Source organism: Paenirhodobacter sp. CAU 1674, from assembly GCF_029222945.1.
Taxonomy (GTDB): domain Bacteria; phylum Pseudomonadota; class Alphaproteobacteria; order Rhodobacterales; family Rhodobacteraceae; genus Rhodobacter.
Genome location: NZ_JARHUH010000006.1, coordinates 207,948 through 230,532 on the forward strand (window position 1 = coordinate 207,948; position 22,585 = coordinate 230,532).

Annotated in this window: 22 protein-coding genes; 11 read left to right on the top strand and 11 right to left on the bottom strand. The window is 62.5% G+C overall.

What is annotated here, in order from left to right; translation table 11 throughout:
- Window positions 1-25: 25 nt before the first annotated feature.
- The 4 genes from dnaQ to P2G62_RS10605 are packed head-to-tail and all read right to left on the bottom strand — an operon-like array spanning window position 26 to window position 2,748.
- Window positions 26-727, bottom strand: a complete 702-nt coding sequence (gene dnaQ / locus P2G62_RS10590; protein ID WP_275734867.1) for a DNA polymerase III subunit epsilon — start codon at window positions 725-727, stop codon at window positions 26-28.
- Entirely contained in the window at window positions 720-1,316 is a 597-nt protein-coding gene (gene coaE, locus P2G62_RS10595; protein WP_275734868.1) for a dephospho-CoA kinase, read from the bottom strand. Before coaE ends, dnaQ begins: the two co-directional genes overlap by 8 nt.
- Window positions 1,313-2,152, bottom strand: coding sequence for a shikimate dehydrogenase (locus P2G62_RS10600; protein ID WP_275734869.1), 840 nt, complete (start codon window positions 2,150-2,152; stop codon window positions 1,313-1,315). Before P2G62_RS10600 ends, coaE begins: the two co-directional genes overlap by 4 nt.
- On the bottom strand, window positions 2,149-2,748 hold the full coding sequence (locus tag P2G62_RS10605) for a Maf family nucleotide pyrophosphatase (protein ID WP_275734870.1): 600 nt from the start codon (window positions 2,746-2,748) through the stop codon (window positions 2,149-2,151). Before P2G62_RS10605 ends, P2G62_RS10600 begins: the two co-directional genes overlap by 4 nt.
- Window positions 2,749-3,146: 398 nt before the next feature.
- On the opposite strand from P2G62_RS10605, the gene hemJ reads away from it, so the two are divergent.
- From hemJ to P2G62_RS10640, 7 genes are all read left to right on the top strand, one after another.
- Entirely contained in the window at window positions 3,147-3,608 is a 462-nt protein-coding gene (gene hemJ / locus P2G62_RS10610; protein ID WP_275734871.1) for a protoporphyrinogen oxidase HemJ, read from the top strand.
- 124 nt (window positions 3,609-3,732) lie between these two features.
- Window positions 3,733-5,004: a transcription termination factor Rho gene (gene rho, locus P2G62_RS10615; RefSeq protein WP_275734872.1), complete on the top strand. Its 1,272-nt coding sequence runs from the start codon at window positions 3,733-3,735 to the stop codon at window positions 5,002-5,004.
- A gap of 30 nt (window positions 5,005-5,034) precedes the next feature.
- The gene (gene mnmE / locus P2G62_RS10620) at window positions 5,035-6,318 is read left to right on the top strand and encodes a tRNA uridine-5-carboxymethylaminomethyl(34) synthesis GTPase MnmE (RefSeq protein ID WP_275734873.1); all 1,284 of its coding nucleotides are present in this window, start codon (window positions 5,035-5,037) and stop codon (window positions 6,316-6,318) included.
- 3 nt (window positions 6,319-6,321) lie between these two features.
- Window positions 6,322-8,193 (top strand): tRNA uridine-5-carboxymethylaminomethyl(34) synthesis enzyme MnmG, encoded by a 1,872-nt coding sequence (mnmG, locus tag P2G62_RS10625; protein ID WP_275734874.1) that lies wholly within the window; start codon window positions 6,322-6,324, stop codon window positions 8,191-8,193.
- On the top strand, window positions 8,190-8,822 hold the full coding sequence (gene rsmG / locus P2G62_RS10630; protein WP_275734875.1) for a 16S rRNA (guanine(527)-N(7))-methyltransferase RsmG: 633 nt from the start codon (window positions 8,190-8,192) through the stop codon (window positions 8,820-8,822). The genes mnmG and rsmG overlap by 4 nt, the downstream gene beginning before the upstream one ends.
- Window positions 8,815-9,630 (top strand): AAA family ATPase, encoded by an 816-nt coding sequence (locus P2G62_RS10635; RefSeq protein ID WP_275734876.1) that lies wholly within the window; start codon window positions 8,815-8,817, stop codon window positions 9,628-9,630. Before rsmG ends, P2G62_RS10635 begins: the two co-directional genes overlap by 8 nt.
- A gap of 3 nt (window positions 9,631-9,633) precedes the next feature.
- Window positions 9,634-10,524 carry a ParB/RepB/Spo0J family partition protein gene (locus P2G62_RS10640; protein ID WP_275734877.1) on the top strand — a complete coding sequence of 297 codons (891 nt, stop codon included), beginning with the start codon at window positions 9,634-9,636 and terminating at the stop codon, window positions 10,522-10,524.
- A 33-nt stretch (window positions 10,525-10,557) separates the two neighbouring features.
- Here P2G62_RS10640 and hemW read toward each other — a convergent pair whose 3' ends face one another.
- Genes hemW through rph form a run of 4 tightly spaced genes read right to left on the bottom strand, consistent with a single transcriptional unit; the run spans window position 10,558 to window position 13,416 of the window.
- Complete coding sequence (gene hemW, locus P2G62_RS10645; RefSeq protein WP_275734878.1) at window positions 10,558-11,715, bottom strand: radical SAM family heme chaperone HemW; 1,158 nt, start codon at window positions 11,713-11,715, stop codon at window positions 10,558-10,560.
- Window positions 11,712-12,098 carry a RidA family protein gene (locus P2G62_RS10650; protein WP_275734879.1) on the bottom strand — a complete coding sequence of 129 codons (387 nt, stop codon included), beginning with the start codon at window positions 12,096-12,098 and terminating at the stop codon, window positions 11,712-11,714. Before P2G62_RS10650 ends, hemW begins: the two co-directional genes overlap by 4 nt.
- Window positions 12,098-12,706, bottom strand: coding sequence for an RdgB/HAM1 family non-canonical purine NTP pyrophosphatase (gene rdgB, locus P2G62_RS10655; RefSeq protein WP_275734880.1), 609 nt, complete (start codon window positions 12,704-12,706; stop codon window positions 12,098-12,100). The genes P2G62_RS10650 and rdgB overlap by 1 nt, the downstream gene beginning before the upstream one ends.
- Window positions 12,703-13,416 (bottom strand): ribonuclease PH, encoded by a 714-nt coding sequence (gene rph, locus P2G62_RS10660; RefSeq protein ID WP_275734881.1) that lies wholly within the window; start codon window positions 13,414-13,416, stop codon window positions 12,703-12,705. Before rph ends, rdgB begins: the two co-directional genes overlap by 4 nt.
- A 108-nt stretch (window positions 13,417-13,524) precedes the next feature.
- On the opposite strand from rph, the gene hrcA reads away from it, so the two are divergent.
- Window positions 13,525-14,589, top strand: a complete 1,065-nt coding sequence (gene hrcA / locus P2G62_RS10665) for a heat-inducible transcriptional repressor HrcA (protein WP_275734882.1) — start codon at window positions 13,525-13,527, stop codon at window positions 14,587-14,589.
- 71 nt (window positions 14,590-14,660) lie between these two features.
- Window positions 14,661-15,143, top strand: coding sequence for a nucleotide exchange factor GrpE (locus tag P2G62_RS10670; protein ID WP_345799266.1), 483 nt, complete (start codon window positions 14,661-14,663; stop codon window positions 15,141-15,143).
- A 58-nt stretch (window positions 15,144-15,201) separates the two neighbouring features.
- On the opposite strand, the gene mutS is transcribed toward P2G62_RS10670, so the two are convergent.
- Complete coding sequence (gene mutS, locus P2G62_RS10675; RefSeq protein WP_275734884.1) at window positions 15,202-17,847, bottom strand: DNA mismatch repair protein MutS; 2,646 nt, start codon at window positions 17,845-17,847, stop codon at window positions 15,202-15,204.
- 112 nt (window positions 17,848-17,959) lie between these two features.
- On the opposite strand from mutS, the gene P2G62_RS10680 reads away from it, so the two are divergent.
- Together P2G62_RS10680 and P2G62_RS10685 are read left to right on the top strand one after the other, a co-directional pair.
- Window positions 17,960-20,227, top strand: a complete 2,268-nt coding sequence (locus P2G62_RS10680) for an NADP-dependent malic enzyme (protein ID WP_275734885.1) — start codon at window positions 17,960-17,962, stop codon at window positions 20,225-20,227.
- Window positions 20,228-20,296: 69 nt separating this feature from the next.
- A complete protein-coding gene (locus P2G62_RS10685; RefSeq protein WP_275734886.1) occupies window positions 20,297-21,184 on the top strand; it encodes a ribokinase in 888 nt (295 codons plus the stop codon).
- Here the strand turns inward: P2G62_RS10685 and phoB are convergent.
- Window positions 21,169-21,861: a phosphate regulon transcriptional regulator PhoB gene (gene phoB / locus P2G62_RS10690; protein WP_275734887.1), complete on the bottom strand. Its 693-nt coding sequence runs from the start codon at window positions 21,859-21,861 to the stop codon at window positions 21,169-21,171. The two genes, P2G62_RS10685 and phoB, sit on opposite strands and share 16 nt — an antisense overlap.
- A 3-nt stretch (window positions 21,862-21,864) precedes the next feature.
- On the bottom strand, window positions 21,865-22,575 hold the full coding sequence (gene phoU, locus P2G62_RS10695) for a phosphate signaling complex protein PhoU (protein WP_275734888.1): 711 nt from the start codon (window positions 22,573-22,575) through the stop codon (window positions 21,865-21,867).
- Between the last annotated feature and the right edge of the window lie 10 nt (window positions 22,576-22,585).

Genomic DNA, 22,585 nt, shown 5'->3' on the forward strand with positions numbered 1-22,585 from the left:
CTGTAGCGATTATGGCCTGGCCGGATCACGATTTCTGGCGGTTCCAGATCGCGTTTTCCCCCAGTTTCGCGACAAAGGCGGCGTGCGCCTCGGCCTCGGCTGCGGTGATCCGCGCGGGCAGGGGCACCGGACGCGGCTGCGAGCGCCAATCGCCGGCCGAATGGCTTTGCGCGGCGGATTTCGTGGGTTCGATGCTCAGCCCGAAGCCCGGCTGCCGCCCACCGATCAGCTCCAGATAGACCTCGGCCAGGATTTCGGAGTCGAGCAGTGCGCCGTGCAGCGTGCGCGAAGAGTTGTCGATGTTGAACCGCCGGCACAGCGCATCCAGCGAGGCGGGCGAGCCCGGAAACTTGCGCCGCGCGATCAGCAGCGTGTCGATGGCGCGTTCGTTGGCAATCAGAGGTTTCTTCACCCAGCCCAGTTCGGCATTCAGGAATTTCATGTCGAAGGCGGCGTTGTGGATCACCAGCTTCGCATCGTCGGCAATGAAATCGAGGAAATCCTGCGCGATCTGTGCGAATTTCGGCTTGTCACGCAGGAAGTCGTCGCCCAGCCCATGTACCTGAAACGCCTCTTGCGGCATCGCGCGCTCAGGGTTGATGTATTGATGGTAGGTGCGGCCCGTGGGCACATGGTTGAACAGCTCGACCGCGCCGATCTCGACGATGCGGTGGCCTTCCGAGGGCTCGAAACCCGTGGTTTCGGTATCCAGAACGATCTCACGCATGGCGACCTCTGATCTGCGCAATCAGGTTTTGCACCGCGGCGCGTGTGCTCTCAAACGAAATCGTTTCGATCACATGATCGGCCCGGGCCCGTTTTTCGGCATCGGGCATTTGCCGCGCCAGGATCATGTCCAGCTGCGCTTCTGTCATCTGACCCCGCGCCAGAACACGGGCGCGCTGCACCTCGGGGGCGGCGGTGACGACCAGCACCGCATCGCAGGCGGCATCGGCCCCGGTTTCGAACAGAAGCGGAATATCAAGAAGGATCAGATCGGCATCGCCATGGGCGGCGATGAAGGCTTCGCGCGCCGCCGTGGTCAGCGGATGAACGATGGATTCCAGCCGGGACAGCGCCTGTTTGTCACTGGACAAGATGGTTTTCAGCGCCGCGCGATCCACCGCACCATCCCGCACGGCGCCGGGAAAAGCCGCCGCAATCGGCGCAACCGCCGCACCGCCCGGGGCGTAAAGCGCATGCACCGTCGCGTCGGCATCCCAGACCGGCACGCCTGCGTCCGCAAACATCCCGGCAGCCGTGGATTTCCCCATGCCGATGGAGCCGGTCAGACCCAGAAGAAACGGCTTGCTCATGCCGCCAGCACCGCAGCACGCAGTTCGGGCGTCACCTCGGGGCGGCGGCCGAACCAGCGTTCGAACCCGGGCACCGCCTGATGCAGCAACATCCCCAGCCCATCGACCGTGGTGCAGCCCATTGCCTCGGCCTCGGTCAGGAGTTTGGTTTTCAGCGGCGCATAGACGATATCTGTCACCACCGCCTGCGGCGAAAGCGCATCGAGCGGCACGCGAAACTCGGGCTTGCCCTCCATCCCGAGCGAGGAGGTGTTCACCACCGTCATCGCGTCTTCCAGCATGTTTCCGGCCTGCACCCAGTCATAGATGACCACGCGCGCCCCGAATTCCGAACGCAACACCTCGGCCCGGGCGCGGGTGCGGTTGGAAATGCGGATCTCGGGGCAGCCGACCTCCAGCAACGAGGCAATGATCGCCCGCGCGGCGCCGCCAGCCCCGATCACCGCGGCAGAACCCGCCGCCGGCTGCCAGTGCGGCGCACCTTCACGCAGATTGGCGATGAACCCGTAACCATCTGTATTATCTGCGTGAATCTTTCCATCCGGGCGGAAAATCAGGGTGTTTGCCGCGCCGATCAGCGCGGCGCGGTCGGAAATCACATCGGCGAAGGCCAGAACCGCCTCTTTATGCGGGATCGTGACGTTACAGCCGACAAATCCCGCCTTGGGCAGGGCCCGCAGCACGGTTTCCAGATCATCCGCCGCCACATCCATCGGGATATAGTGCCCGCGAATGCCGTAGTGGCGCAGCCAATAACCATGCAGCGCAGGCGAACGCGAATGGGCAACCGGCGAGCCGATCACACCGGCCAACGGGATACGGGGATGATCGCTCATGTCGTCAGCTCTCCTCGGGCGCGCAACCAGTTCAGGAATTCGATCAGGGGAAGTCCCAGCACCGCAAAGTAATCGCCTTCGACGGCAGAGAAAAGGCAAACCCCCTCTTCCTCGAGCTTATAGCAGCCCACCGCATGACGAACGCTGTCCCAGTTGCGTGACAGATAGGCGTCGATGAAGTCATCCGAAAGCGGATGCATCGTCAGGCGCACCTCGGCGACATGACGCCAGATCGGCTGACCGTCGCGCAGCGCGACCAGTGCAGACAGCAAGCGATGCGTGCGCCCCGACAACGCGCGCAGCTGCTCGCGGGCCTGATCCATGTTTTCCGGTTTTCCGAAGATCCGCCCTTTGAGTTCAAGCACCTGATCGGCGCCCAGAACCAGTTGCCCCGGCGCCGCGCTGGAAAGCTTCGCGGCTTTCATCTCGGCCAGGGTGTCTGCGACATCGCGCGGGCTGGCACCTTCGGCCTCCAGCGCGCGGCGGATCATCTCTTCGTCGATGCGCGCGGGGCGCGTTTCGACCTGCAATCCGGCGTTGCGCAACAGCGTGGCCCGGATCTGCGATTGCGAAGCAAGAAGAAGAGGGGCGAGCATGTGGATAACCTTCGGGAGAAACGGGCGATGAAACCTGTGGGCAGGTCAGGGTTTTCGGATTCCTCGACAGTTCAGGGGAGGTTTGTCAAGAAACTGTTAGGCTTTTCCACTTGTGGAAAGCGAGCTCGCCCAGCTGTGAGCATTGGCCGCAGGGAAGCGGCTGCTCACAGGGTTTTACACAGGCGGCCAAATCTTCGAAATCCTTGCATTATATTGATCTGTAAAGATTAATTAGAACGACGACCAAAATATTCCACGGCGGCACCCGCTTCTTTCACCGCTCTGGATAACGTGTTTGCAAGCTGTTAATCCACATCGCCCACAGGGCTTAACATCATCATCATCTTTTCTTTTCTTTAATCTTTTATTTAAGAAGGAAGAGGAAACGTGAGGCTGCCATGACCATTCTGAGCGATGTCTACTACTGGGTGAAAGCGCTGCATGTGATGTCGGTGCTGGCCTGGATGGCCGGGCTGTTCTATCTGCCGCGGCTGTATGTCTATCACGTCGAGGGGCTGAAGAAGCAGGGCGTGGTGCGTGGATCGGACATGGACCTGCTGTTCCAGCATCAGGAACGCCTTCTGATGAAGGCGATCATGAATCCCGCGATGATCTCGACCTGGATTTTCGGGCTGCTGCTGGTGTTCACACCGGGCATTGTCGACTGGTCGATGGCCTGGTCCTGGGCGAAAGCCGGCGCTGTGCTGGGAATGACCTGGTTTCACATGTGGTGCGGCAAACAGCGCAAGGCGCTGGCGGATGGCAGCAATACGCTGACCGGGCGGCAATACCGGATGATGAACGAAGTGCCGACGCTGTTTATGATCGTCATCGTGATCGCTGTGATCGTCAAATTCTGATGTTTCATTGACTCAGACGGGGTTTGGACGTAAAGCATCGCCCAAGCCCCGGCCGTCCGGCTGACCGGTTTTTCTGACACATCTGATGAGTGCGCGCTGTGGCGTCGCGGAAAGTGGGTTTCCCATGACCAAGGAACGTTTGAATCTTGCGGATCTGAAGGCAAAAAGCCCCAAAGACCTGCTGTCGATGGCCGAAGAGTGGGAAATCGAGAACGCCTCGACCATGCGCAAGGGCGAGATGATGTTCTCGCTGCTGAAAGAGCATGCCGAAGATGACATCGAGATCGGTGGCGACGGCGTTCTGGAGGTTCTGCAGGACGGTTTCGGATTTCTGCGTTCGACCGAAGCCAACTATCTGCCCGGCCCCGATGACATTTATGTCAGCCCCGACATGATCCGTCAGTATTCGCTGCGCACAGGGGATACCGTTGAAGGCATCATTCGCGCCCCGGGTGAAAATGAACGCTATTTCGCGCTGACCACGGTTGAGCAGATCAACTTCGAAGATCCTGAAAAAGCGCGTCACAAGGTGGCCTTTGACAACCTCACGCCGCTGTATCCGACCGAGCGGCTGAAGATGGAGGTCGAAGACCCGACCATTCGCGACCGTTCCGCCCGGATCATCGACTTGGTGGCGCCAATCGGCAAAGGCCAGCGTAGCCTGATCGTCGCGCCGCCGCGCACGGGTAAGACCGTGCTGCTGCAAAATATCGCGCATTCGATCGCGACGAACCACCCGGAGTGCTATCTGATCGTTCTGCTGATCGACGAACGCCCCGAAGAGGTGACCGACATGCAGCGCAGCGTGAAGGGCGAGGTCGTGTCCTCGACCTTTGACGAACCGGCAACGCGCCACGTTGCGGTGGCGGAAATGGTCATCGAGAAGGCAAAACGTCTGGTCGAGCACAAGCGCGACGTCGTCATCCTGCTCGACTCGATTACCCGTCTGGGCCGCGCGTTCAACACGGTTGTGCCGTCGTCGGGCAAGGTTCTGACCGGCGGTGTGGATGCCAACGCGCTGCAACGTCCGAAGCGCTTCTTCGGTGCGGCGCGGAATATCGAAGAGGGCGGTTCGCTGACGATCATTGCGACCGCGCTGATCGACACCGGATCGCGCATGGATGAGGTGATCTTCGAGGAGTTCAAAGGCACCGGCAACAGCGAGATCGTTCTGGATCGGAAAGTCGCCGATAAGCGCGTGTTCCCGGCGATGGATATTCTGAAATCGGGCACCCGGAAAGAGGATCTGCTGGTCGAACAGAAGGACCTGCAAAAGACCTATCTGCTGCGCCGCATCCTGAACCCGATGGGCACCACCGATGCGATCGAGTTCCTGATTTCGAAGCTGAAACAAACCAAGACGAACGCGGAATTCTTCGATTCGATGAACGGGTAAATCCCGCTGATCGTTCCCAAAGGGGTTGCGATGGATACGATTTTTGCGTTGGCCACCGCCCGCGGCAAAGCGGGGGTGGCCGTTATTCGTATTTCCGGGCCACGCGCCTGGGAAGCGGCGGCTGAACTGGCCGGCGCCTTGCCGAAGCCACGGATGGCCGGGTTGCGCAAGTTGCGGCTTGGGGCTGACGATCTGGATGAGGCGGTGGTGCTGTGCTTTGAGGCGGGTGCGAGCTTTACCGGCGAAGCGGTGGCAGAGCTGCATATCCACGGTGCAGTGGCGACGGTTTCTGCAGTGTTGTGTGCCTTGGGGGATCTGCCCGGTTTGCGCCTGGCCGAGGCAGGCGAGTTCACCCGGCGGGCCCTGGAAAACGGGCGGCTCGATCTGGCTCAGGTCGAGGGGCTGTCCGATCTGATCGAGGCGGAAACCGAAGCGCAACGCAAACAGGCGCTGCGGGTCCTGTCCGGCGCGGTGGGGCAGGTGGTCGAGCAGTGGCGGGCGAAACTGGTGCGGGCTGCGGCGCTGATCGAAGCCACGATCGACTTTGCCGACGAAGAGGTGCCTGTTGACGTCAGCGGCGAGGTCATCGAACTGATCGAGGCCGTCCAGGCCGATATTCGTGCGGAACTGGGCAAACTGACGGCCGCAGAGCGCATTCGCGAAGGTTTTGAGGTGGCCATTGTCGGGCGTCCGAACGCCGGAAAATCAACGCTTTTGAACATGCTGGCCGGGCGCGAGGCGGCGATCACCTCGGAAATCGCGGGAACGACCCGGGATGTGATCGAGGTGCGAATGGATATGGGCGGTCTTGCGGTGACCTTGCTTGACACTGCCGGGCTGCGCGAAACCAGCGATGTTGTCGAGGCAATTGGCGTTGAGCGGGCCTTGCAGCGTGCGAAGGCTGCCGATCTGCGGCTGTTTTTGCTGGATGGCGAGGAATTGCCCTTGATCGCGCCGCAGGAGGGCGATCTGGTGGTGCATGGCAAGGCCGATCTGCGCCCGGTCGAGGGGTTGAGCATTTCGGGCAAGACCGGAGAGGGGGTCGATCAACTGGTCGCGACCCTGACCGAGCGCCTGCTGGCCCGGGCCAATGGCGCAGGTGTGATGTCGCGGGAACGGCATCGTGAAGCGCTGTTGCGTGCGTTTGAGGCTTTGGAATCGGCGCAAAATGAGGTATTGGCCGGGTCTGACAGGGCGGAACTGGCTGCGGAATCGCTGCGACAAGCGGCACGCGCGCTGGAATCTCTGTTGGGCCGGGTGGATGTCGAGCATCTGCTTGGCGAGATTTTTGCGAGTTTCTGCATCGGGAAGTAGGGAGTGTTTCACGTGAAACATTTTGACGTCATCGTTGTTGGCGGCGGTCATGCCGGCACCGAGGCTGCACATGCGGCGGCCCGGATGGGTGCGCGCACTGCTCTGGTGACCCTGCGTGCCGATGCAATTGGTGTGATGTCCTGCAACCCCGCGATTGGCGGGCTGGGCAAGGGTCATCTGGTTCGCGAGATTGACGCGTTCGACGGGGTGATGGGCCGTGCGGCGGACCGGGCTGGCATCCAGTTTCGGCTTTTGAATCGCCGCAAGGGCCCGGCGGTTCAGGGGCCGCGCACCCAGGCAGACCGCAAGCTTTATCGTCTGGCGATGGCCGAGTTTGTGGCCGCGCAGCCGAATCTAGATGTGATTGAGGCGGAAGTTTCTGACCTGATGACGCAGGAGGGCCGGGTATCGGGCGTGGTGCTGGCCGACGGCTCTGAAATTTCGGCGCATGCGGTTGTTCTGACTGCGGGGACCTTCCTGCGCGGCCTTATCCATATTGGCGATCAAAAGCGGCCGGGGGGGCGGATGGGGGATCAGCCCTCTGTTGCCCTGGCCGAGCGCCTGCAAGCCATGGACCTGCCGTTGGGGCGTCTGAAAACCGGGACGCCCCCCCGCCTGGATGGCAAGACGATCAACTGGGACATTCTGGAATTTCAGCCGGGCGACGATGAGCCCGAGCTGTTTTCTTTCCTGCATGATTCGGTTTTTGCCCGGCAGATTTCTTGCGGCATTACCCATACAAATGAGCGGACGCACGATCTGATCCGGGAAAACCTTGGTCGTTCGGCCATGTATGGCGGGCATATCGAAGGTGTGGGGCCGCGCTATTGCCCGTCGATCGAGGACAAGATCGTTCGCTTCTCGGACAAGTCCTCTCATCAGGTTTTCCTGGAGCCGGAAGGCCTGGATGACGACACGGTCTATCCGAACGGGATTTCCACATCGCTTCCGGTGGATGTTCAGGATGCCTATGTCCGGTCGATCCGTGGCCTTGAAGAGGTGCGCATCCTTCAGCCCGGCTATGCGATCGAATATGATTTCGTCGATCCGCGCGCGCTGCGGGCCACATTGGAACTTCGGGCGCAGCCTGGGCTATATCTTGCCGGACAGATCAACGGCACAACCGGTTATGAAGAGGCCGCCGCACAGGGGTTGGCGGCAGGGCTGAACGCGGCGCTGTCGGCGCAGGGGCGCGAGCCGATGATCTTCAGCCGGACAAACAGCTACATCGGGGTGATGATCGACGATCTGATTACGCGCGGGGTTTCAGAGCCGTACCGCATGTTTACCTCGCGGGCAGAGTTCCGGCTGTCGCTGCGTGCCGATAATGCAGACCAGCGGTTGACCGGGATTGGCATCGACCTAGGCTGTGTTTCCGATCATCGCCGCGCGCTGTTCGGGGAAAAAATGGAAAAGCTGTCAGCAGGTCGCGAATTGATGGGGGCGCTGACGCTGACGCCAAAGCAGGCGCTTGCGCATGGCCTCAAGGTCAATCAGGATGGCAGCCGCCGCACCGCGCTGGAACTGCTGTCTTTTCCGGACATTACCTTTGATGCGCTTACCGTGGCACTGCCAGAGCTTTCCGGTGTGGCGCCCGAAATTGCCGCGCAGCTCGGCAAGGATGCGCTTTATCAAAACTACATGCAGCGGCAAGATATGGACGTTGCCGCAATGCGCCGCGATGAGCATTGGGAAATCCCGGAAGACTTCGATTATTCGGCGCTTTCCGGCCTTTCAACCGAATTGAAGATCAAGCTGACGCGCGCCCGCCCGGAAACCCTGGCTCAAGCGGGGCGTGTGGATGGTGTGACGCCGGCCGCGTTGACCCTGCTGTTGATGCGCTTGCGGCAGATGAACAAGGCGCGTTCAGCGTGACGGGCGCGAATGAGGCGAGCTTCGCCGAGGATTTCAATGTTTCACGTGAAACAATAGAGCGCCTTCATCGCTATGAGGTGCTCTTGCGGAAATGGAATCCGGCCATCAATCTGGTGTCGCCTCAAACGCTGACGGACGTATGGGGGCGTCATTTCCGTGATTCCGCGCAGATCTTTGATCTGGCGAAGACGCCTGACGCAAAAATCTGGGCGGACCTTGGGGCAGGTGGCGGATTCCCCGGGCTTGTCGTGGCGATTCTGGCGGCTGAAAAGCAGCCGTCTCTGAGTGTGACATTGGTAGAAAGCGACCAGCGAAAAGCCGCGTTTCTTATGACGGTCGGTCGCGAGCTTGGCCTGCATACGCGCGTTCTGTCCCAGCGGATCGAGGCGATCCCGCCTCTTGGCGCCGATATCCTGAGCGCGCGCGCCCTTGCGCCCCTGTCAAAGCTGCTGGAGTTCGCAGAGCGACATTTGAAGCCCGGCGGGACGGCCTTGTTCCCGAAAGGGGCGAAATGGCGCGAAGAGCTTTCAGAGGCGCAAAAATCCTGGTCTTTTGATGTGGCCTGTCATGCCAGCGTCACCGATTCCGAGGCAACCGTGCTTGAAATCTCAGGAGTGTCCCGTGTCTGACCCCACGCGTCCCGCTGCCCCCAAGATCATTGCGATTGCCAACCAAAAGGGTGGGGTTGGCAAGACGACAACCGCGATCAATCTGGCCGCTGCCCTGGTCGAACAGGGGCGGCGCGTCCTGCTGGTCGACCTGGACCCGCAGGGAAATGCTTCCACCGGGCTTGGCATCGAGCCTGAAGATCGGAAGCTCAGCACCTACGATCTGTTGATCGAAGATGCGCCGCTGGGCGCCATCATCGTTCCGACGGCAATTCAGGGGCTGTGGCTGTGCCCGGCGACAACCGACCTGTCCTCGGCGGATATGGAACTGGTCTCGACGGAAAAGCGCAGCTTTCTTCTGCATGACGCGCTGCGTCAGCCCGATATCGACGCCTATGCGCTCGATTATGTTCTGATCGACTGCCCGCCCTCGCTCAGCCTGCTCACGGTCAACGCGATGGTTGCGGCGCAGGCCGTTTTGGTGCCGCTGCAGGCCGAATTCTTCGCGCTTGAAGGGTTGTCGCAGCTGATGCTGACGATCCGCGAAGTTCGTCAGAGTGCAAATCCCACGCTGCGGATCGAAGGTGTTGTGCTTACGATGTATGATGTGCGCAATAATTTGTCACAGCAGGTCGAGGCCGACGCGCGCGGGACGCTGGGCGAAATCGTGTTTCGTACCATGATTCCACGCAATGTACGGGTATCCGAGGCGCCCTCTTACGCGATGCCGGTTCTCAGCTATGATAGCAATTCGCGCGGCTCCGAAGCCTATCGGGCGCTGGCGTTGGAACTGCTGGCGCGGCACGGTGTTGCGGTCGGAAAAGGATAAGCGATGAGCGAGAAAAAAATCGAACGGCGCGGGCTTGGACGCGGTCTTTCCGCGCTGATGGCCGATGTGAACATCACCGCGGGCGAGGCCGAAGCCGCGCCGCGTCGTGCAGATTCGATGATTCCGGTTGAAAAAATCGAACCGAACCCGAATCAGCCGCGTCGGGACTTCACCCCAGAGGCGTTGGAAGATCTGGCGGCGTCGATCCGGGAAAAGGGCGTAATCCAACCGCTGATCGTGCGCAAACATCCGACCAAGCCCGATTTCTATGAAATCGTGGCGGGCGAACGGCGCTGGCGGGCCGCGCAAATGGCGCAACTGCATCAACTGCCGGTCATCGTGCGTGAATTCAGCGACACCGAGGTGCTGGAAGTCGCGATCATCGAGAATATTCAGCGCGAAAACCTCAATCCCCTGGAGGAAGCGCTCAGTTATCGTCAGCTGATGGATCGCTTCGGCCACACCCAGGAAAAGGTTGCCGAGGCGCTGTCAAAAAGCCGCAGTCACATCGCGAATCTGCTGCGTTTGCTGCATTTGCCCGAAGAAGTGCAGGGGATGCTGCGGGATGGGCAGCTTACCGCAGGCCATGCGCGTGCGATGATAACCGCGGAAAATCCGGTCAAGCTTGCCCGCGAAGCCGTGGCCAAGGGCCTGTCTGTGCGCGAAGTGGAGCGTTTGGCCAAGAAACCCGACGCCAAACCCGCCCGCGAACGTCAGCCGCGGATTTCGGAAAAGGACGCCGATACACGCGCGCTTGAAGCCGACTTGAGCGCTACGATCGGGATGAAGGTCAGTATCGACCACAAGGATCTTGGGGGTGGGGCGCTGACCATCACCTATACAAGCCTGGATCAGCTTGACGAAATTTGCCAACTGCTGAGCGCGATGCGCTGAAACAAACGCCGGGGATCAACCCCGGCGTTTTCATTATGGCATCAGCTCTCGCAGAATGGCGTTCAGCACTGGCATGCCGGCCTTTGTTGCTGAAATTCGACCCTGTTCCACCTGAATCATGCCTAAATCCGACAGATACTCCAGGCGATCCTGCGGCAGATCGTGACCCCAAAGCGCGCGATAGCGGTCTGCAGAAATGCCTTCTGCAAGGCGCAGGCCGAACAGCAGATATTCTATCGCCTGTTCATCGCGTGGCAGGGCCGCACGCGGTAACTCGCCGGTTCCGCGGGATTCGACGGCCTCCAACCAGGCATTCGGGGCTTTTGGCGTATCGGTTGCCTGGCGAGCGCCGTTCAGCGTTAGCCGGCCGTGGGCGCCGGGGCCGATCCCGGCGTAATCGCCATAGCGCCAGTAAATCAGGTTGTGCCGGCTTTCGGCACCGGCCCGCGCATGGTTCGAAACCTCGTAGGCGGGCATCCCATGCGCATCACAAATTTCCTGCGTTAACAGGTACATATCGGCTGCGGCCTCGTCTTCGGGAAGGCCGCGCAACTTTCCTGCGGCGTGACGCGCGCCAAAGGCCGTGCCCTCCTCGATTGTCAGCTGATACAGCGACAGGTGGTCTATCGCCATCGACAGCGCTTCGGTCAGTTCCGCGCGCCAGGCGTCGAGCGTCTGATCCTGCCGCGCATAGATCAGGTCAAAGCTGACCCGGTCGAAAACCGAGCGCGCGATGTCAAAGGCGCGTCGCCCCTCGGCCACCGAATGCATCCGCCCGAGCCGCCGTAGATCGGCATCATTCAGCGCCTGCATGCCCATCGAAACCCGGTTCACCCCAGCCTCGGAATAGGCTCTGAACCGCCCGGATTCGATGCTCGACGGGTTTGCCTCCAGGGTAATTTCGATGTCATTGGCAAAGCGCCAGGTCGTCCGCACCTTGTCTAGAATGGCGGCCACAAGGTCGGGGTCCATCAGCGAGGGCGTGCCCCCGCCGAAAAACACCGAATTCAAAACCCGGTCTTTGGTTTCGGCGCCGACACGCTCGATCTCGGCCAGATAGGCTCTGTTCCAGCGGTTTTGGTCGATTTCCGCGGCCACATGGCTGTTGAAATCGCAATAGGGGCACTTCGAGGCGCAGAATGGCCAGTGCAGATACAGCCCGAACCCGCCGTTGCGCCAGTCTTCGGTCATCCCTTGAAGGCCGTGACTTCGATTTCGATCTTCATCGCGGGGTTTACCAGACCGGCAATGATCATCGTGGCCGCCGGGCGGATCTCGCCGAAGGTTTCCGACAGGGCTGGGATGATCTGCTCCATATAGGCGGCGTCGGTGATGATGTAATTCGCCCGCACGACATGCTCCATCCCGAAGCCCGCGCCTTCCAGCACGGCCTTGATCGTGGCGAGTGTGTTGCGCGCCTGATCCAGAACACTGTCAGGGAAGGCCTTGCTGACCGGATCGGCGCCGGTCGTGCCCGCGACGAAACACCAATCGCCCTGCACCACGGCGCGCGAATAGCCCAGCTTGGGCTCGTAGGGCGATCCGCCCGAAATGTTCTTCCGATCGCTCATCATCAAACCTCGAAACAGGTGACCAGCTTGCGGAATGCATCCGCGCGGTGGCTGATTTCATTTTTCTTCGCCGGGTCCATTTCGGCAAAGGTGATGTCGTATCCTTCGGGCTGGAACATCGGGTCGTAGCCATGGCCCAGTGCGCCGCGCATCGGCCAGACAAGATGTCCCTCGACTTTGCCTTCGAACACTTCGTCGTGCCCATCCGGCCAGGCCAGCACCAGGGTCGAGCGGAAGCGGGCGCTGCGCGGCTCGGGCGCTGCGATCTTGTCGCAGGCCTCCCAGGTCTTGGTCATCGCCATGGTGAAATCGCGCCCGGTGGGGGTTTCAGCCCAGTCGGCGGTATAAACGCCCGGCGCGCCACCCAGACAATCGACCTCGATCCCGCTGTCGTCCGACAGGGCGGGCAGGCCGGTGGCCTTGGCGGCGGCATGGGCCTTGATCCGGGCGTTTCCGACGAAACTCGTCTCTGTTTCGGCGGGTTCGGGCAGGTTCATCTCGGCTGCGCCGACACATTCGATCCCGAAAGGCGCCAGCAATGCGGCGATTTCGGCCAGTTTGCCTTTGTTGTGCGTCGCGACCAGCAGGCGCTTTTCGGTGAATTTTCTCATGCCACAGCGGCCTTTTGCGCGGCCACCAGCTCGGCCACGCCGGCTTCGGCCAGATCCATCAGCTCGTTCATCTGCGCACGGCTGAAGGTGGCGCCCTCGGCGGACATCTGCACTTCGATCAGCTTGCCAGAGCCGGTCATAATGAAATTGCCGTCAGTTCCGGCTTCGCTATCTTCGGCATAATCCAGATCGCAGACCGGTTGACCGGCATAGATCCCGCAGCTGAGGGCGGCGACATGATCGGGCAGCGGGTCCGAGGTGCAGATCCCGGCTTTCATCAGCTTGTTCATCGCCAGACGCAGCGCGACCCAGCCCCCGGTGATCGAGGCGCAGCGCGTGCCGCCGTCGGCCTGGATCACGTCGCAATCGACCACGATCTGCCGCTCGCCCAGGGCCACGCGGTCAACGCCTGCGCGCAGGGACCGCCCGATCAGGCGCTGGATTTCCTGCGTGCGGCCCGATTGCTTGCCTGCGGCGGCCTCGCGCCGGTTGCGCGAATTGGTGGCGCGCGGCAGCATGCCGTATTCCGCCGTAACCCAGCCCAGACCCGAGCCTTTCAGGAACGACGGCGCGCGATCCTCGATGGTGGCGGTGCACAGCACATGGGTATCCCCCATCTTGATCAGGCACGATCCCTCGGCATGTTTCGTGACCCCAGTTTCAATTGAAATCGGGCGCATTTCGCTTAGCTTACGGCCAGAGGGGCGCATGTTCGGTCCTTTCCTGAATTTGTGATCCATTTGAGGCCGCGGCCCGGCTGATGCAACCCCGAAGGCGCAATTGACGCGCCGTGGCTTTCGCGCCAGTTTGATACTGCAATGAGCACCGACCAAACGAAAATTCTGTCCGAACTGAATGATCGGTCGCGCGAGGTATTTCGGCGCGTCGTCGAAGGCTATCTGGAAACCGGCGATCCGGTGGGCTCGCGCACCCTGACCCGCGCGATGAGTGAAAAGCTCTCGGCTGCGACGATCCGCAATGTGATGCAGGATCTGGAATATCTGGGTTTGCTGGGCAGCCCGCATATCTCGGCCGGGCGGGTGCCGACGCAGCTGGGCCTGCGCATGTTCGTTGACGGGCTGATGGAGGTCAGTCAGCTGAATGTCGCGGATCGTCAGGCGCTCGAGGCGACGATGGGCACGAACGAGCCCGACGTCGGCTCTCTGCTCGATCGGGTGGGCTCGGCGCTTTCGGGGATCACCCAGGGCGCCAGTCTGGTGCTGACGCCGAAACACGAGGCGCCGATCCGGCATATCGAATTTGTCTCGCTCGGGCCTGATCGCGCGCTGGTGGTTCTGGTTTTCGCCGATGGTCAGGTGGAAAACCGGGTGTTCACGCCGCCTTTGGGGCAAACGCCCTCGTCGATGCGCGAAGCGGCCAATTTTCTCAATGCCCTGGCCGAGGGGCGCACGCTGAGCGAATTGCGCAGTCATATGGCCAGCGAAATCGCGCTGCGGCGGCAGGAACTGGACGGTCTGGCCGCCGATCTGGTCGAAAGCGGTCTGGCGCAATGGGAAGACAAGGGCGAACCCTATGAACGGCTGATCGTGCGCGGGCGCGCAAATCTGATCGGCGGCGAGGTTGATCTGGAGCGGATCCGCAGCCTGTTCGATGACCTCGAACGCAAGCGCGACATCGCCGAGTTTCTGGATCTGACCGAAGAAGGCGACGGTGTGCGCATTTTTATCGGTTCCGAGAACAAGCTTTTCTCACTTTCGGGTTCCTCTCTGGTCGTCTCTCCCTATATGAACGCTGACCGAAAGATTATCGGTGCGGTTGGTGTGATCGGCCCTACACGGCTCAACTACGGGCGGATCGTGCCGATCGTGGATTATACAGCGCAACTGGTCGGGCGGATGCTGTCGGGCCGGGGCAAAGGATGAGACGCATGAGCGAGAAGAAAGACGAAATTGCCGCGGATCAATCGCAGGTGAATGAGGTGTTCGAGGATTTGATGGCCGAAGGTCTCGATGAGATCGAGCAACTGCGCGCCGAGCGTGACGAGATGAAGGATCGTTTCATGCGGGCGCTGGCGGACGCGGAAAACATCCGCAAGCGCGGCGAACGCGACCGTCGCGAGGCCGAGCAATACGGCGGCTCCAAGCTGGCGCGCGACATGCTGCCGGTTTATGACGCGCTGCGCCGGGCGCTGGAGGCGGCCTCGGACGAGGTGCGCGCGCAGGCCGGTGCGCTGATCGAGGGCGTGGAGCTGACCCAACGCGAGTTGCTCAACGTCTTTGCGCGCCACGGAATCAAGGCGATCACCCCGCAGCTGGGCGACAAGTTCGATCCGCAAAATCACGAGGCGATGTTCGAGGCCCCCGTGCCCGGGACCGTTGCGGGCGATATCATCCAGGTGATGGACGAAGGCTTCCTGCTGCACGACCGGCTGCTGCGCCCTGCCAAGGTCGGTGTGTCGTCGACGCCGAAATCCTGAGGACCAAGGCCGGGGGCGCCGCCCCCGGACCCCCGGGATATTTCGGCCAAGGTGAAGATCACTCCGCCAGGAGCGATCTGAGTTCGTAAAGCGCGGCAATCGCGTCTTTCGGGGTCATTTCATCGGGATGCAACGCCTTGAGGCGTTCTTCGACGGGCGAGGGACCCTTGGTCGCAGGGGGCGTCGGCGCGGCGACGGCCACGGAAAACAGCGGCAGATCGTCGATGATCGTCTGTTTCTTGACGCCGCCCTCACGTTCCCCTTTTTCCAGCGCATCCAGAACCACGCGCGCGCGCGCCACGACCGAGTCGGGCAGACCCGCCAGCCGCGCCACCTGCACGCCATAGGACCGGTCGGCCGCGCCCTTGCGGACCTCGTGCAGGAAGATGACCTCGCCATCCCATTCCTTGACGGTCACGGTGGCGTTTTCAACCCCCGGCAGCTTGGCCGACAGTGCGGTCATTTCGTGGTAATGCGTGGCAAACAGCGCGCGGCAGCGGTTGCTGGCGTGCAGATGTTCCAGCACCGCCCAGGCAATCGACAGCCCGTCATAGGTTGCCGTGCCGCGGCCGATTTCATCCAGGATCACCAGCGCGCGGTCATCGGCCTGATTGAGGATCGCCGCGGTTTCGACCATTTCCACCATGAAGGTCGACCGTCCGCGCGCCAGATCGTCGGCGGCGCCGACGCGGCTGAACAGCTGACTGACCAGCCCGATATGGGCGCGCGCGGCGGGGACGAAACTGCCAGCCTGCGCCAGCAGTGCGATGATCGCGTTTTGCCGCAGGAAGGTCGACTTACCCGCCATGTTCGGGCCGGTCAGCAGCCAGATCGCGGGCGTGTCGCCGCCGGTCAGGGCGCAGTCATTGGCGATGAAGGGCTCTCCCGCGCGTTTGAGCGCGGCTTCGACAACCGGATGACGCCCGGCCTCGATCTCGAAGGCGCGCGAGCTGTCGATTACCGGCTCCACCCAGTTTTCGCCCGCCGCCAGATCGGCAAAAGCGGTGGCCAGGTCGATTTCGGCAAGGCCCCGCGCGGCCTCTCCGATCGGGCCGGAATGAGCCAGAATTGCCCCTTTCAAGGTGTCGTAGAGACGTTTTTCAATTTCCAGCGCATGGTTTCCGGCGTTCAGGATCCTTGTTTCCAGCTCGCTCAGCGGGACGGTGGTGAAGCGCACCTGATTGGCCGTGGTCTGACGATGGATGAAGGTTTCCGACAGCGGGGGCGCCAGCATCTTTTCGGCATGGGTCGAGGTGCATTCGATGAAATAGCCCAGCACGTTGTTGTGCTTGATCTTCAGGCTCGGGATGCCCGTCTGGGTGATATATTCCGCCTGCATTCGGGCGATCACGCCGCGCCCTTCGTCGCGCAGCTGCCGGGTCTGGTCCAGCTCCTCGTCGTAACCGGGCGCGATGAAGCCGCCATCGCGCGCCAGCAGCGGCGGTTCGGCCACCAGCGCGGCGCCCAGCAGGGCGACCAGATCGTCATGGCCGCCAAGCGCGCGGGCCGCATCGCGCAGCAGCGGCGGCACCTCGGGCGTGGCCAGCCGGTCCGACAGGATCAGCGCCTGTTCCAGCCCGTTGCGGATCGCCGCCATATCGCGCGGCCCGCCACGGTCCAGCGCCAGACGGCTGAGCGCGCGGTCCATATCGGGACAGCGTTTCAGATCGGCACGCAGATCTTGTGAAAAACGGCTCTGTTCCATCAGAAAACGCACGGATTCATGGCGTGCGTGGATCTGCGCCAGATCGCGCGAGGGGGCCGAGATCCGGCGTTCCAGCAGCCGCCCGCCGCCTGCCGTCACGGTGCGGTCGATCGTGTTCAGAAGCGATCCTTCGCGCCCGCCCGACAGCGCCTGCGTCAGTTCCAGATTGCGCCGGGTGGCAGCGTCGATCTGCATCAGGCTGCCTGCCTTTTCCCGCACGGGGCGGCGCAGCAGCGGCAGCTTGCCGCGTTGGGTCAGGTCTAGATAGTCGACAATCCCGCCCATGGCCGAGATTTCAGCGCGTGAAAACGTGCCGAAGGCATCCAGCGAACCCACGGCATACAAATCGCACAGTCGTTTCTCGGCGCTCTGGCTGTCGAAACTGGCACGGGCCAGCGGTGTCATCGCGGCGCGCAAATCCGTGACTATTTCGGCACAATCTGCCTCTTTTGCCTCGCTGACCAGTACTTCGCGCGGGGCAAGGCGCGCCAGTTCCGGGCCCAGCCGGGTCAGCGGGCAGGGCATCACGCGAAACTCTCCGGTGGAAATATCGACCCAGGCCAGCGCCGCCTCGTCGCGCACCTCGGCCCAGGCGGCCAGGAAGTTGTGCCGCCGCGCCTCAAGCAGGCTTTCCTCGGTCAGCGTGCCCGGCGTGACCAGCCGCACCACATCGCGTTTGACCACCGATTTCGCGCCGCGTTTCTTGGCCTCGGCGGGGTCTTCCAGCTGTTCGGCGATCGCCACGCGAAACCCCTTGCGGATCAGCTGCAGCAGATAGCCCTCGGCGGCATGGACCGGCACGCCGCACATCGGGATCTCTTCGCCCAGATGCAGGCCGCGCTTCGTCAGCGCAATGTCCAGCGCCGCCGCCGCCGCCACGGCATCGTCGAAGAACATTTCGTAGAAATCGCCCATCCGGTAGAACAGCAGCGCCCCGGGGTTGGCCTGCTTGATACCCAGATACTGCGCCATCATCGGCGTCACGCTATGTTCCGACATGTGTCCCCCTGTTTGGCGCGACCCTACAAAAGCCCGTAATCGGGTGCAAATCCATTGAGGCGCGCGGGGGTTGTGGGTAAGAGGGGCTGGCTTGCAGGAGGAACCTGGCCAAATGTCCACCAAGAACCGCATCACGCCCGAAGAGGCGCTGGCTTATCACCTCGACCCGCGCCCGGGAAAATACGAAATCACGGCTTCGAAGCCGATGACGACCCAGCGCGACCTGAGCCTGGCCTATAGCCCCGGTGTTGCGGTTCCCGTCGAGGCGATCGCCGAGCGGCCGGAAACCGCCTATGACTACACCGTCAAGGGCAACATGGTTGCGGTGATCTCGAACGGCACGGCCATTCTGGGGATGGGCAATCTGGGGGCGCTGGCCTCGAAGCCGGTGATGGAAGGCAAGGCGGTGCTGTTCAAGCGCTTTGCCGATGTGAACGCCATCGACATCGAGCTGGACACCGAGGACCCCGATGAAATCATCAAGGCGGTGAGCCTGATGGGGCCGACCTTCGGCGGGGTGAACCTGGAAGATATCAAGGCGCCCGAGTGTTTCATCATCGAACAGCGGCTGAAGGAAATCATGGACATTCCGGTGTTCCACGATGACCAGCACGGCACCGCCGTGATCTGCGCCGCGGGTCTGATGAATGCGCTCGAACTCAGCGGCAAGAAGATCGAGGATTGCAAGATCGTGCTGAATGGCGCGGGCGCGGCGGGCATCGCCTGTCTGGAGCTGATCAAGGCGATGGGCGCGCAGCATGACAATTGCATCATGTGCGACACTAAAGGCGTGATCTATCAGGGCCGCACCGAGGGCATGAACCAGTGGAAATCGGCGCATGCGGCCAATACGCCCGCGCGCACGCTGGAAGAGGCGATGGTCGGCGCGGATGTGTTCCTGGGCGTGTCGGCCAAGGGCGCCGTGACGCCCGAGATGGTGGCGCAGATGGCCGACAATCCGGTGATCTTCGCGATGGCGAACCCGGACCCGGAAATCACCCCCGAAGAGGCGCACGCGGTGCGTCAGGATGCGATCGTCGCCACCGGCCGGTCGGATTACCCGAACCAGGTGAACAACGTTCTGGGCTTCCCCTATCTGTTCCGCGGTGCGCTGGATATTCATGCGCGCGCGATCAATGACGAGATGAAGATCGCCTGCGCCCGGGCGCTGGCCGCGCTGGCGCGCGAGGATGTGCCCGACGAAGTGGCGATGGCCTATGGCCGCAAGCTGGCCTTCGGGCGCGATTACATCATCCCCACGCCCTTCGACCCGCGGCTGATCCATGTGATCCCGCCTGCCGTTGCGAAGGCCGGGATGGATACCGGCGTGGCGCGCCGTCCGATCATCGACATGGACGCCTATGCGCTGAGCCTGAAGGCGCGGATGGACCCGACCGCTTCGATCCTGCAGGGGATTCACGCGCGCGCCCGTCAGGCGCAGGCGCGGATGATCTTTGCCGAAGGGGACGATCCGCGCGTGCTGCGTGCGGCAGTGGCCTATCAGCGCGGCGGCATGGGTCAGGCGCTGGTTGTCGGGCGCGAAACCGATGTGAAGGAAAAGCTTGATGCCGCCGGTCTGGGCGATGCGTTCCGCGAACTGCGGGTCGTGAACTCGGAAAACACCAGGCATTTCGACGCTTATCGCGATTACCTTTATACCCGCTTGCAACGCCGCGGCTATGACCGGCACGAGGCCAGCAAGCTGGCCCGGCGCGACCGCCATGTGTTTGCCGCACTGATGCTGGCGCATGGCCATGGCGATGGCATGATTACCGGCGTGACGCGTAAATCCGCGCATGTGATGGAGCTGATCAACAAGGTCTATGACGCCAAGCCCTCGGACGGGGCGGTCGGGATCACCGCGATCCTGCACAAGGGGCGCATCGTGTTGATGGGCGATACGCTGGTGCATGAATGGCCCGACGAGAACGATCTGGCGGATATCGCGACGCGCGGCGCGCAGGTTGCGCGCGGGCTGGGGCTTGATCCGCGGGTGGCTTTCGTTTCGTTCTCGACCTTCGGCTATCCGGTGTCGGAACGCGCGACCAAGATGCATCTGGCGCCGCAGGTGCTGGACGCACGCGGGGTCGATTTCGAATACGATGGCGAAATGGCGGTGGATGTGGCGCTGAACCCCGAGGTGATGAAGCATTACCCCTTCTGCCGCCTCTCCGGCCCGGCCAACGTTCTGGTGGTTCCCGCGCGGCATTCGGCCTCGATCTCGGTCAAGCTGATGCAGGAAATGGCGGGCGCGACGGTGATCGGCCCGATCCTGACCGGGGTCGCCGCGCCGATTCAGATCTGCTCGACCGTTTCGACGGTGAACGACATTCTGAACATGGCGGCGATTTCGGCCTGCAAGCTGGGTCAGGCTAAGTGAGCGGCGACCGGGGGCTTCGCGCCCCCGGACCCCCGCGGGATATTTGAGCCAAAGTGAAAGGGGCGCGGAATGGCCATTTTCAACCTCGGTTCGATCAATACCGATTATTTCTATCGGCTTGCGCATCTGCCCGTGCCCGGAGAGACGCTGGCTGCGCTGGGCTATGACCGCGGACTGGGTGGCAAGGGCGCCAACCAATCGGTTGCCGCCGCACGGGCCGGGGCGGATGTGCGCCATATCGGCGCGATCGGGGCCGATGGCGGGTGGATGCTGGACCGCCTGGCGGGGTTTGGTGTGGAATGTCGCGATGTGGCGATCCTGCCCGGGGCCTCGGGCCATGCGATCATCACCATCGACACCGCGGGCGAAAATGCCATCGTGATATTTCCGGGTGCGAACCGGCAGATCCCGGAGGAAACGCTGCAGCGGGCGTTGGCCGGGGCGGGGCCAGGTGATTGGCTGATCTTGCAGAACGAAACCGCGCTACAGGTCGAGGCGGCGCGGATGGCGCGCGACAGGGGCCTTGCGGTGGCCTATTCCGCCGCGCCCTTCGAGGCAGAGGCCACGCGCGCGATGTTGCCTTATCTTTCCTTGCTGATCGTCAACGAGGTCGAGGCGGCGCAGCTGTGCTCGGCGCTGGGGGTCACGCTGGCGGATCTGCCGGTGCCGTATGTGGTGGTGACGCTGGGCGCGAAGGGGGCGGTCTGGCACGATCTAGAGGAAGGGAAGGCGCTGCCAGTGCCTGCGCTGCCGGTGGTGCCGGTCGATACCACCGCTGCGGGCGATACGTTCGCGGGCTACCTGCTGGCCGGGCTTGCCGAGGGGATGACACCGGCACAGGCGATGCGACTGGCCAGTGCTGCCGCCGCGCTGAAGGTGACACGGGCGGGAACGGCCGATGCCATCCCCGCCCGCGCAGAGGTCGAAGCGTTTCTGGCCGCTCAGCCCAGCGAATAGCCGGTGCCGCGCACGGTGCGCACCGGATCGTCGCCGCCGTGGATCATCAGCGCCTTGCGCAGACGGCCGACATGCACGTCGATGGTGCGGGTATCGACATAGATGTCGCGCCCCCAGACCCGATCCAGCAGCTGATCGCGGGTCCACACCCGGCCCGGTTTTTCCATCAGGGTGGACAAGAGCCGGAATTCGGTCGGCCCGAGTTTCAGTGGCTGGCCGTCACGGAACACACGGTGTTCGGCCGCATCCAGCACGATGTCGTCGAAGGTCAGCCGTTCGCCCATCGTCGCGGGGCGGGTGCGGCGCAACTGCGTGCGCAGCCGGGCCATCAGTTCCACCACGGAATAGGGTTTCACGACATAATCGTCGGCGCCGGTTTCGAGGCCGCGCACCCGATCCGCCTCTTCCGAGCGGGCCGAGAGCATGATGATCGGGATCGAGCGGGTTTCGGGGTTGGCCTTGACGCGCCGGCAGATCTCGATGCCGCTGACATTGGGCAGCATCCAGTCCAGCACGATCAGATCGGGCTTTTCCTCTTTCACCATCAGAAGGGCCTCGTCGCCATTGACGGCCATGGCGACGCGGAAGCCTTCGGCCTCCAGATTGTATTGCAGAACCTCGCGCTGGGCCGATTCATCCTCGACCACCAGCACGCAGGGCTGTTGGGCGGGGCTCATGCGTTATTCCTCCGACTCATCAAGGGCGGTGACGCTTTCGGTTTTCGGCCGCGCCTCCTCGGGCATTTCGCCGGTCACCAGATAGATCACCTGTTCGGCGATCGAGGTGGCGTGGTCGCCCATGCGCTCGATGTTCTTGGCGATGAAATGCAGGTGCATGCAGGCGGTGATGTTGCGCGGATCTTCCAGCATGTAGGTCAGGAATTCGCGGAACAGCGCGTTATACATCTGGTCGACTTCGACATCGCGGGCGCGCACATCGGCGGCCAGCGCCGCGTCACGCTGAATATAGCTGTCGAGCGAGTCTTTCAGCATTGCCTCGACCGTCTGCGCCATCCGCCGGATCGCCCCGGTAGAGCCGCTGATCGGCGGCATCGTCATCAGCACGTTGGACCGTTTCGCGATGTTTTTCGCGTAATCGCCCACCCGCTCCAGGCTTGCGGCGATCTTGATGACCGACAGGGCAATGCGCAGGTCGGACGCCGTGGGAGAGCGCAGGGCGATCAGCCGTGCGGCCTCTTCGTTGATCTTTTCTTCCAGGGCGTCGACGGCCTTGTCACGCTTGCGCACCTCATCGGCAAGCTCTTCGTCGCGTGCCTCAAGGGCCTGGGCGGCATCAAGGATCTGCTGCTCGACGATCCCGCCCATTTTCACGACCAGCGCCTGAGTCGCCTCGAGGTCGCGGTCAAAAGCAGAAAGAATATGCTGGCTCATTTGGTCCCCC

Coding starts and splice junctions, on each gene's coding strand:
- dnaQ (WP_275734867.1), bottom strand. CDS start 727: ATGCGTGAGATCGTTCTGGATACCGAAACCACGGGTTTCGAGCCCTCG.
- coaE (WP_275734868.1), bottom strand. CDS start 1,316: ATGAGCAAGCCGTTTCTTCTGGGTCTGACCGGCTCCATCGGCATGGGG.
- P2G62_RS10600 (WP_275734869.1), bottom strand. CDS start 2,152: ATGAGCGATCATCCCCGTATCCCGTTGGCCGGTGTGATCGGCTCGCCG.
- P2G62_RS10605 (WP_275734870.1), bottom strand. CDS start 2,748: ATGCTCGCCCCTCTTCTTCTTGCTTCGCAATCGCAGATCCGGGCCACG.
- hemJ (WP_275734871.1), top strand. CDS start 3,147: ATGACCATTCTGAGCGATGTCTACTACTGGGTGAAAGCGCTGCATGTG.
- rho (WP_275734872.1), top strand. CDS start 3,733: ATGACCAAGGAACGTTTGAATCTTGCGGATCTGAAGGCAAAAAGCCCC.
- mnmE (WP_275734873.1), top strand. CDS start 5,035: ATGGATACGATTTTTGCGTTGGCCACCGCCCGCGGCAAAGCGGGGGTG.
- P2G62_RS10640 (WP_275734877.1), top strand. CDS start 9,634: ATGAGCGAGAAAAAAATCGAACGGCGCGGGCTTGGACGCGGTCTTTCC.
- hemW (WP_275734878.1), bottom strand. CDS start 11,715: ATGACCGAAGACTGGCGCAACGGCGGGTTCGGGCTGTATCTGCACTGG.
- P2G62_RS10650 (WP_275734879.1), bottom strand. CDS start 12,098: ATGATGAGCGATCGGAAGAACATTTCGGGCGGATCGCCCTACGAGCCC.
- rdgB (WP_275734880.1), bottom strand. CDS start 12,706: ATGAGAAAATTCACCGAAAAGCGCCTGCTGGTCGCGACGCACAACAAA.
- rph (WP_275734881.1), bottom strand. CDS start 13,416: ATGCGCCCCTCTGGCCGTAAGCTAAGCGAAATGCGCCCGATTTCAATT.
- hrcA (WP_275734882.1), top strand. CDS start 13,525: ATGAGCACCGACCAAACGAAAATTCTGTCCGAACTGAATGATCGGTCG.
- P2G62_RS10670 (WP_345799266.1), top strand. CDS start 14,661: ATGGCCGAAGGTCTCGATGAGATCGAGCAACTGCGCGCCGAGCGTGAC.
- mutS (WP_275734884.1), bottom strand. CDS start 17,847: ATGTCGGAACATAGCGTGACGCCGATGATGGCGCAGTATCTGGGTATC.
- P2G62_RS10680 (WP_275734885.1), top strand. CDS start 17,960: ATGTCCACCAAGAACCGCATCACGCCCGAAGAGGCGCTGGCTTATCAC.
- P2G62_RS10685 (WP_275734886.1), top strand. CDS start 20,297: ATGGCCATTTTCAACCTCGGTTCGATCAATACCGATTATTTCTATCGG.
- phoB (WP_275734887.1), bottom strand. CDS start 21,861: ATGAGCCCCGCCCAACAGCCCTGCGTGCTGGTGGTCGAGGATGAATCG.
- phoU (WP_275734888.1), bottom strand. CDS start 22,575: ATGAGCCAGCATATTCTTTCTGCTTTTGACCGCGACCTCGAGGCGACT.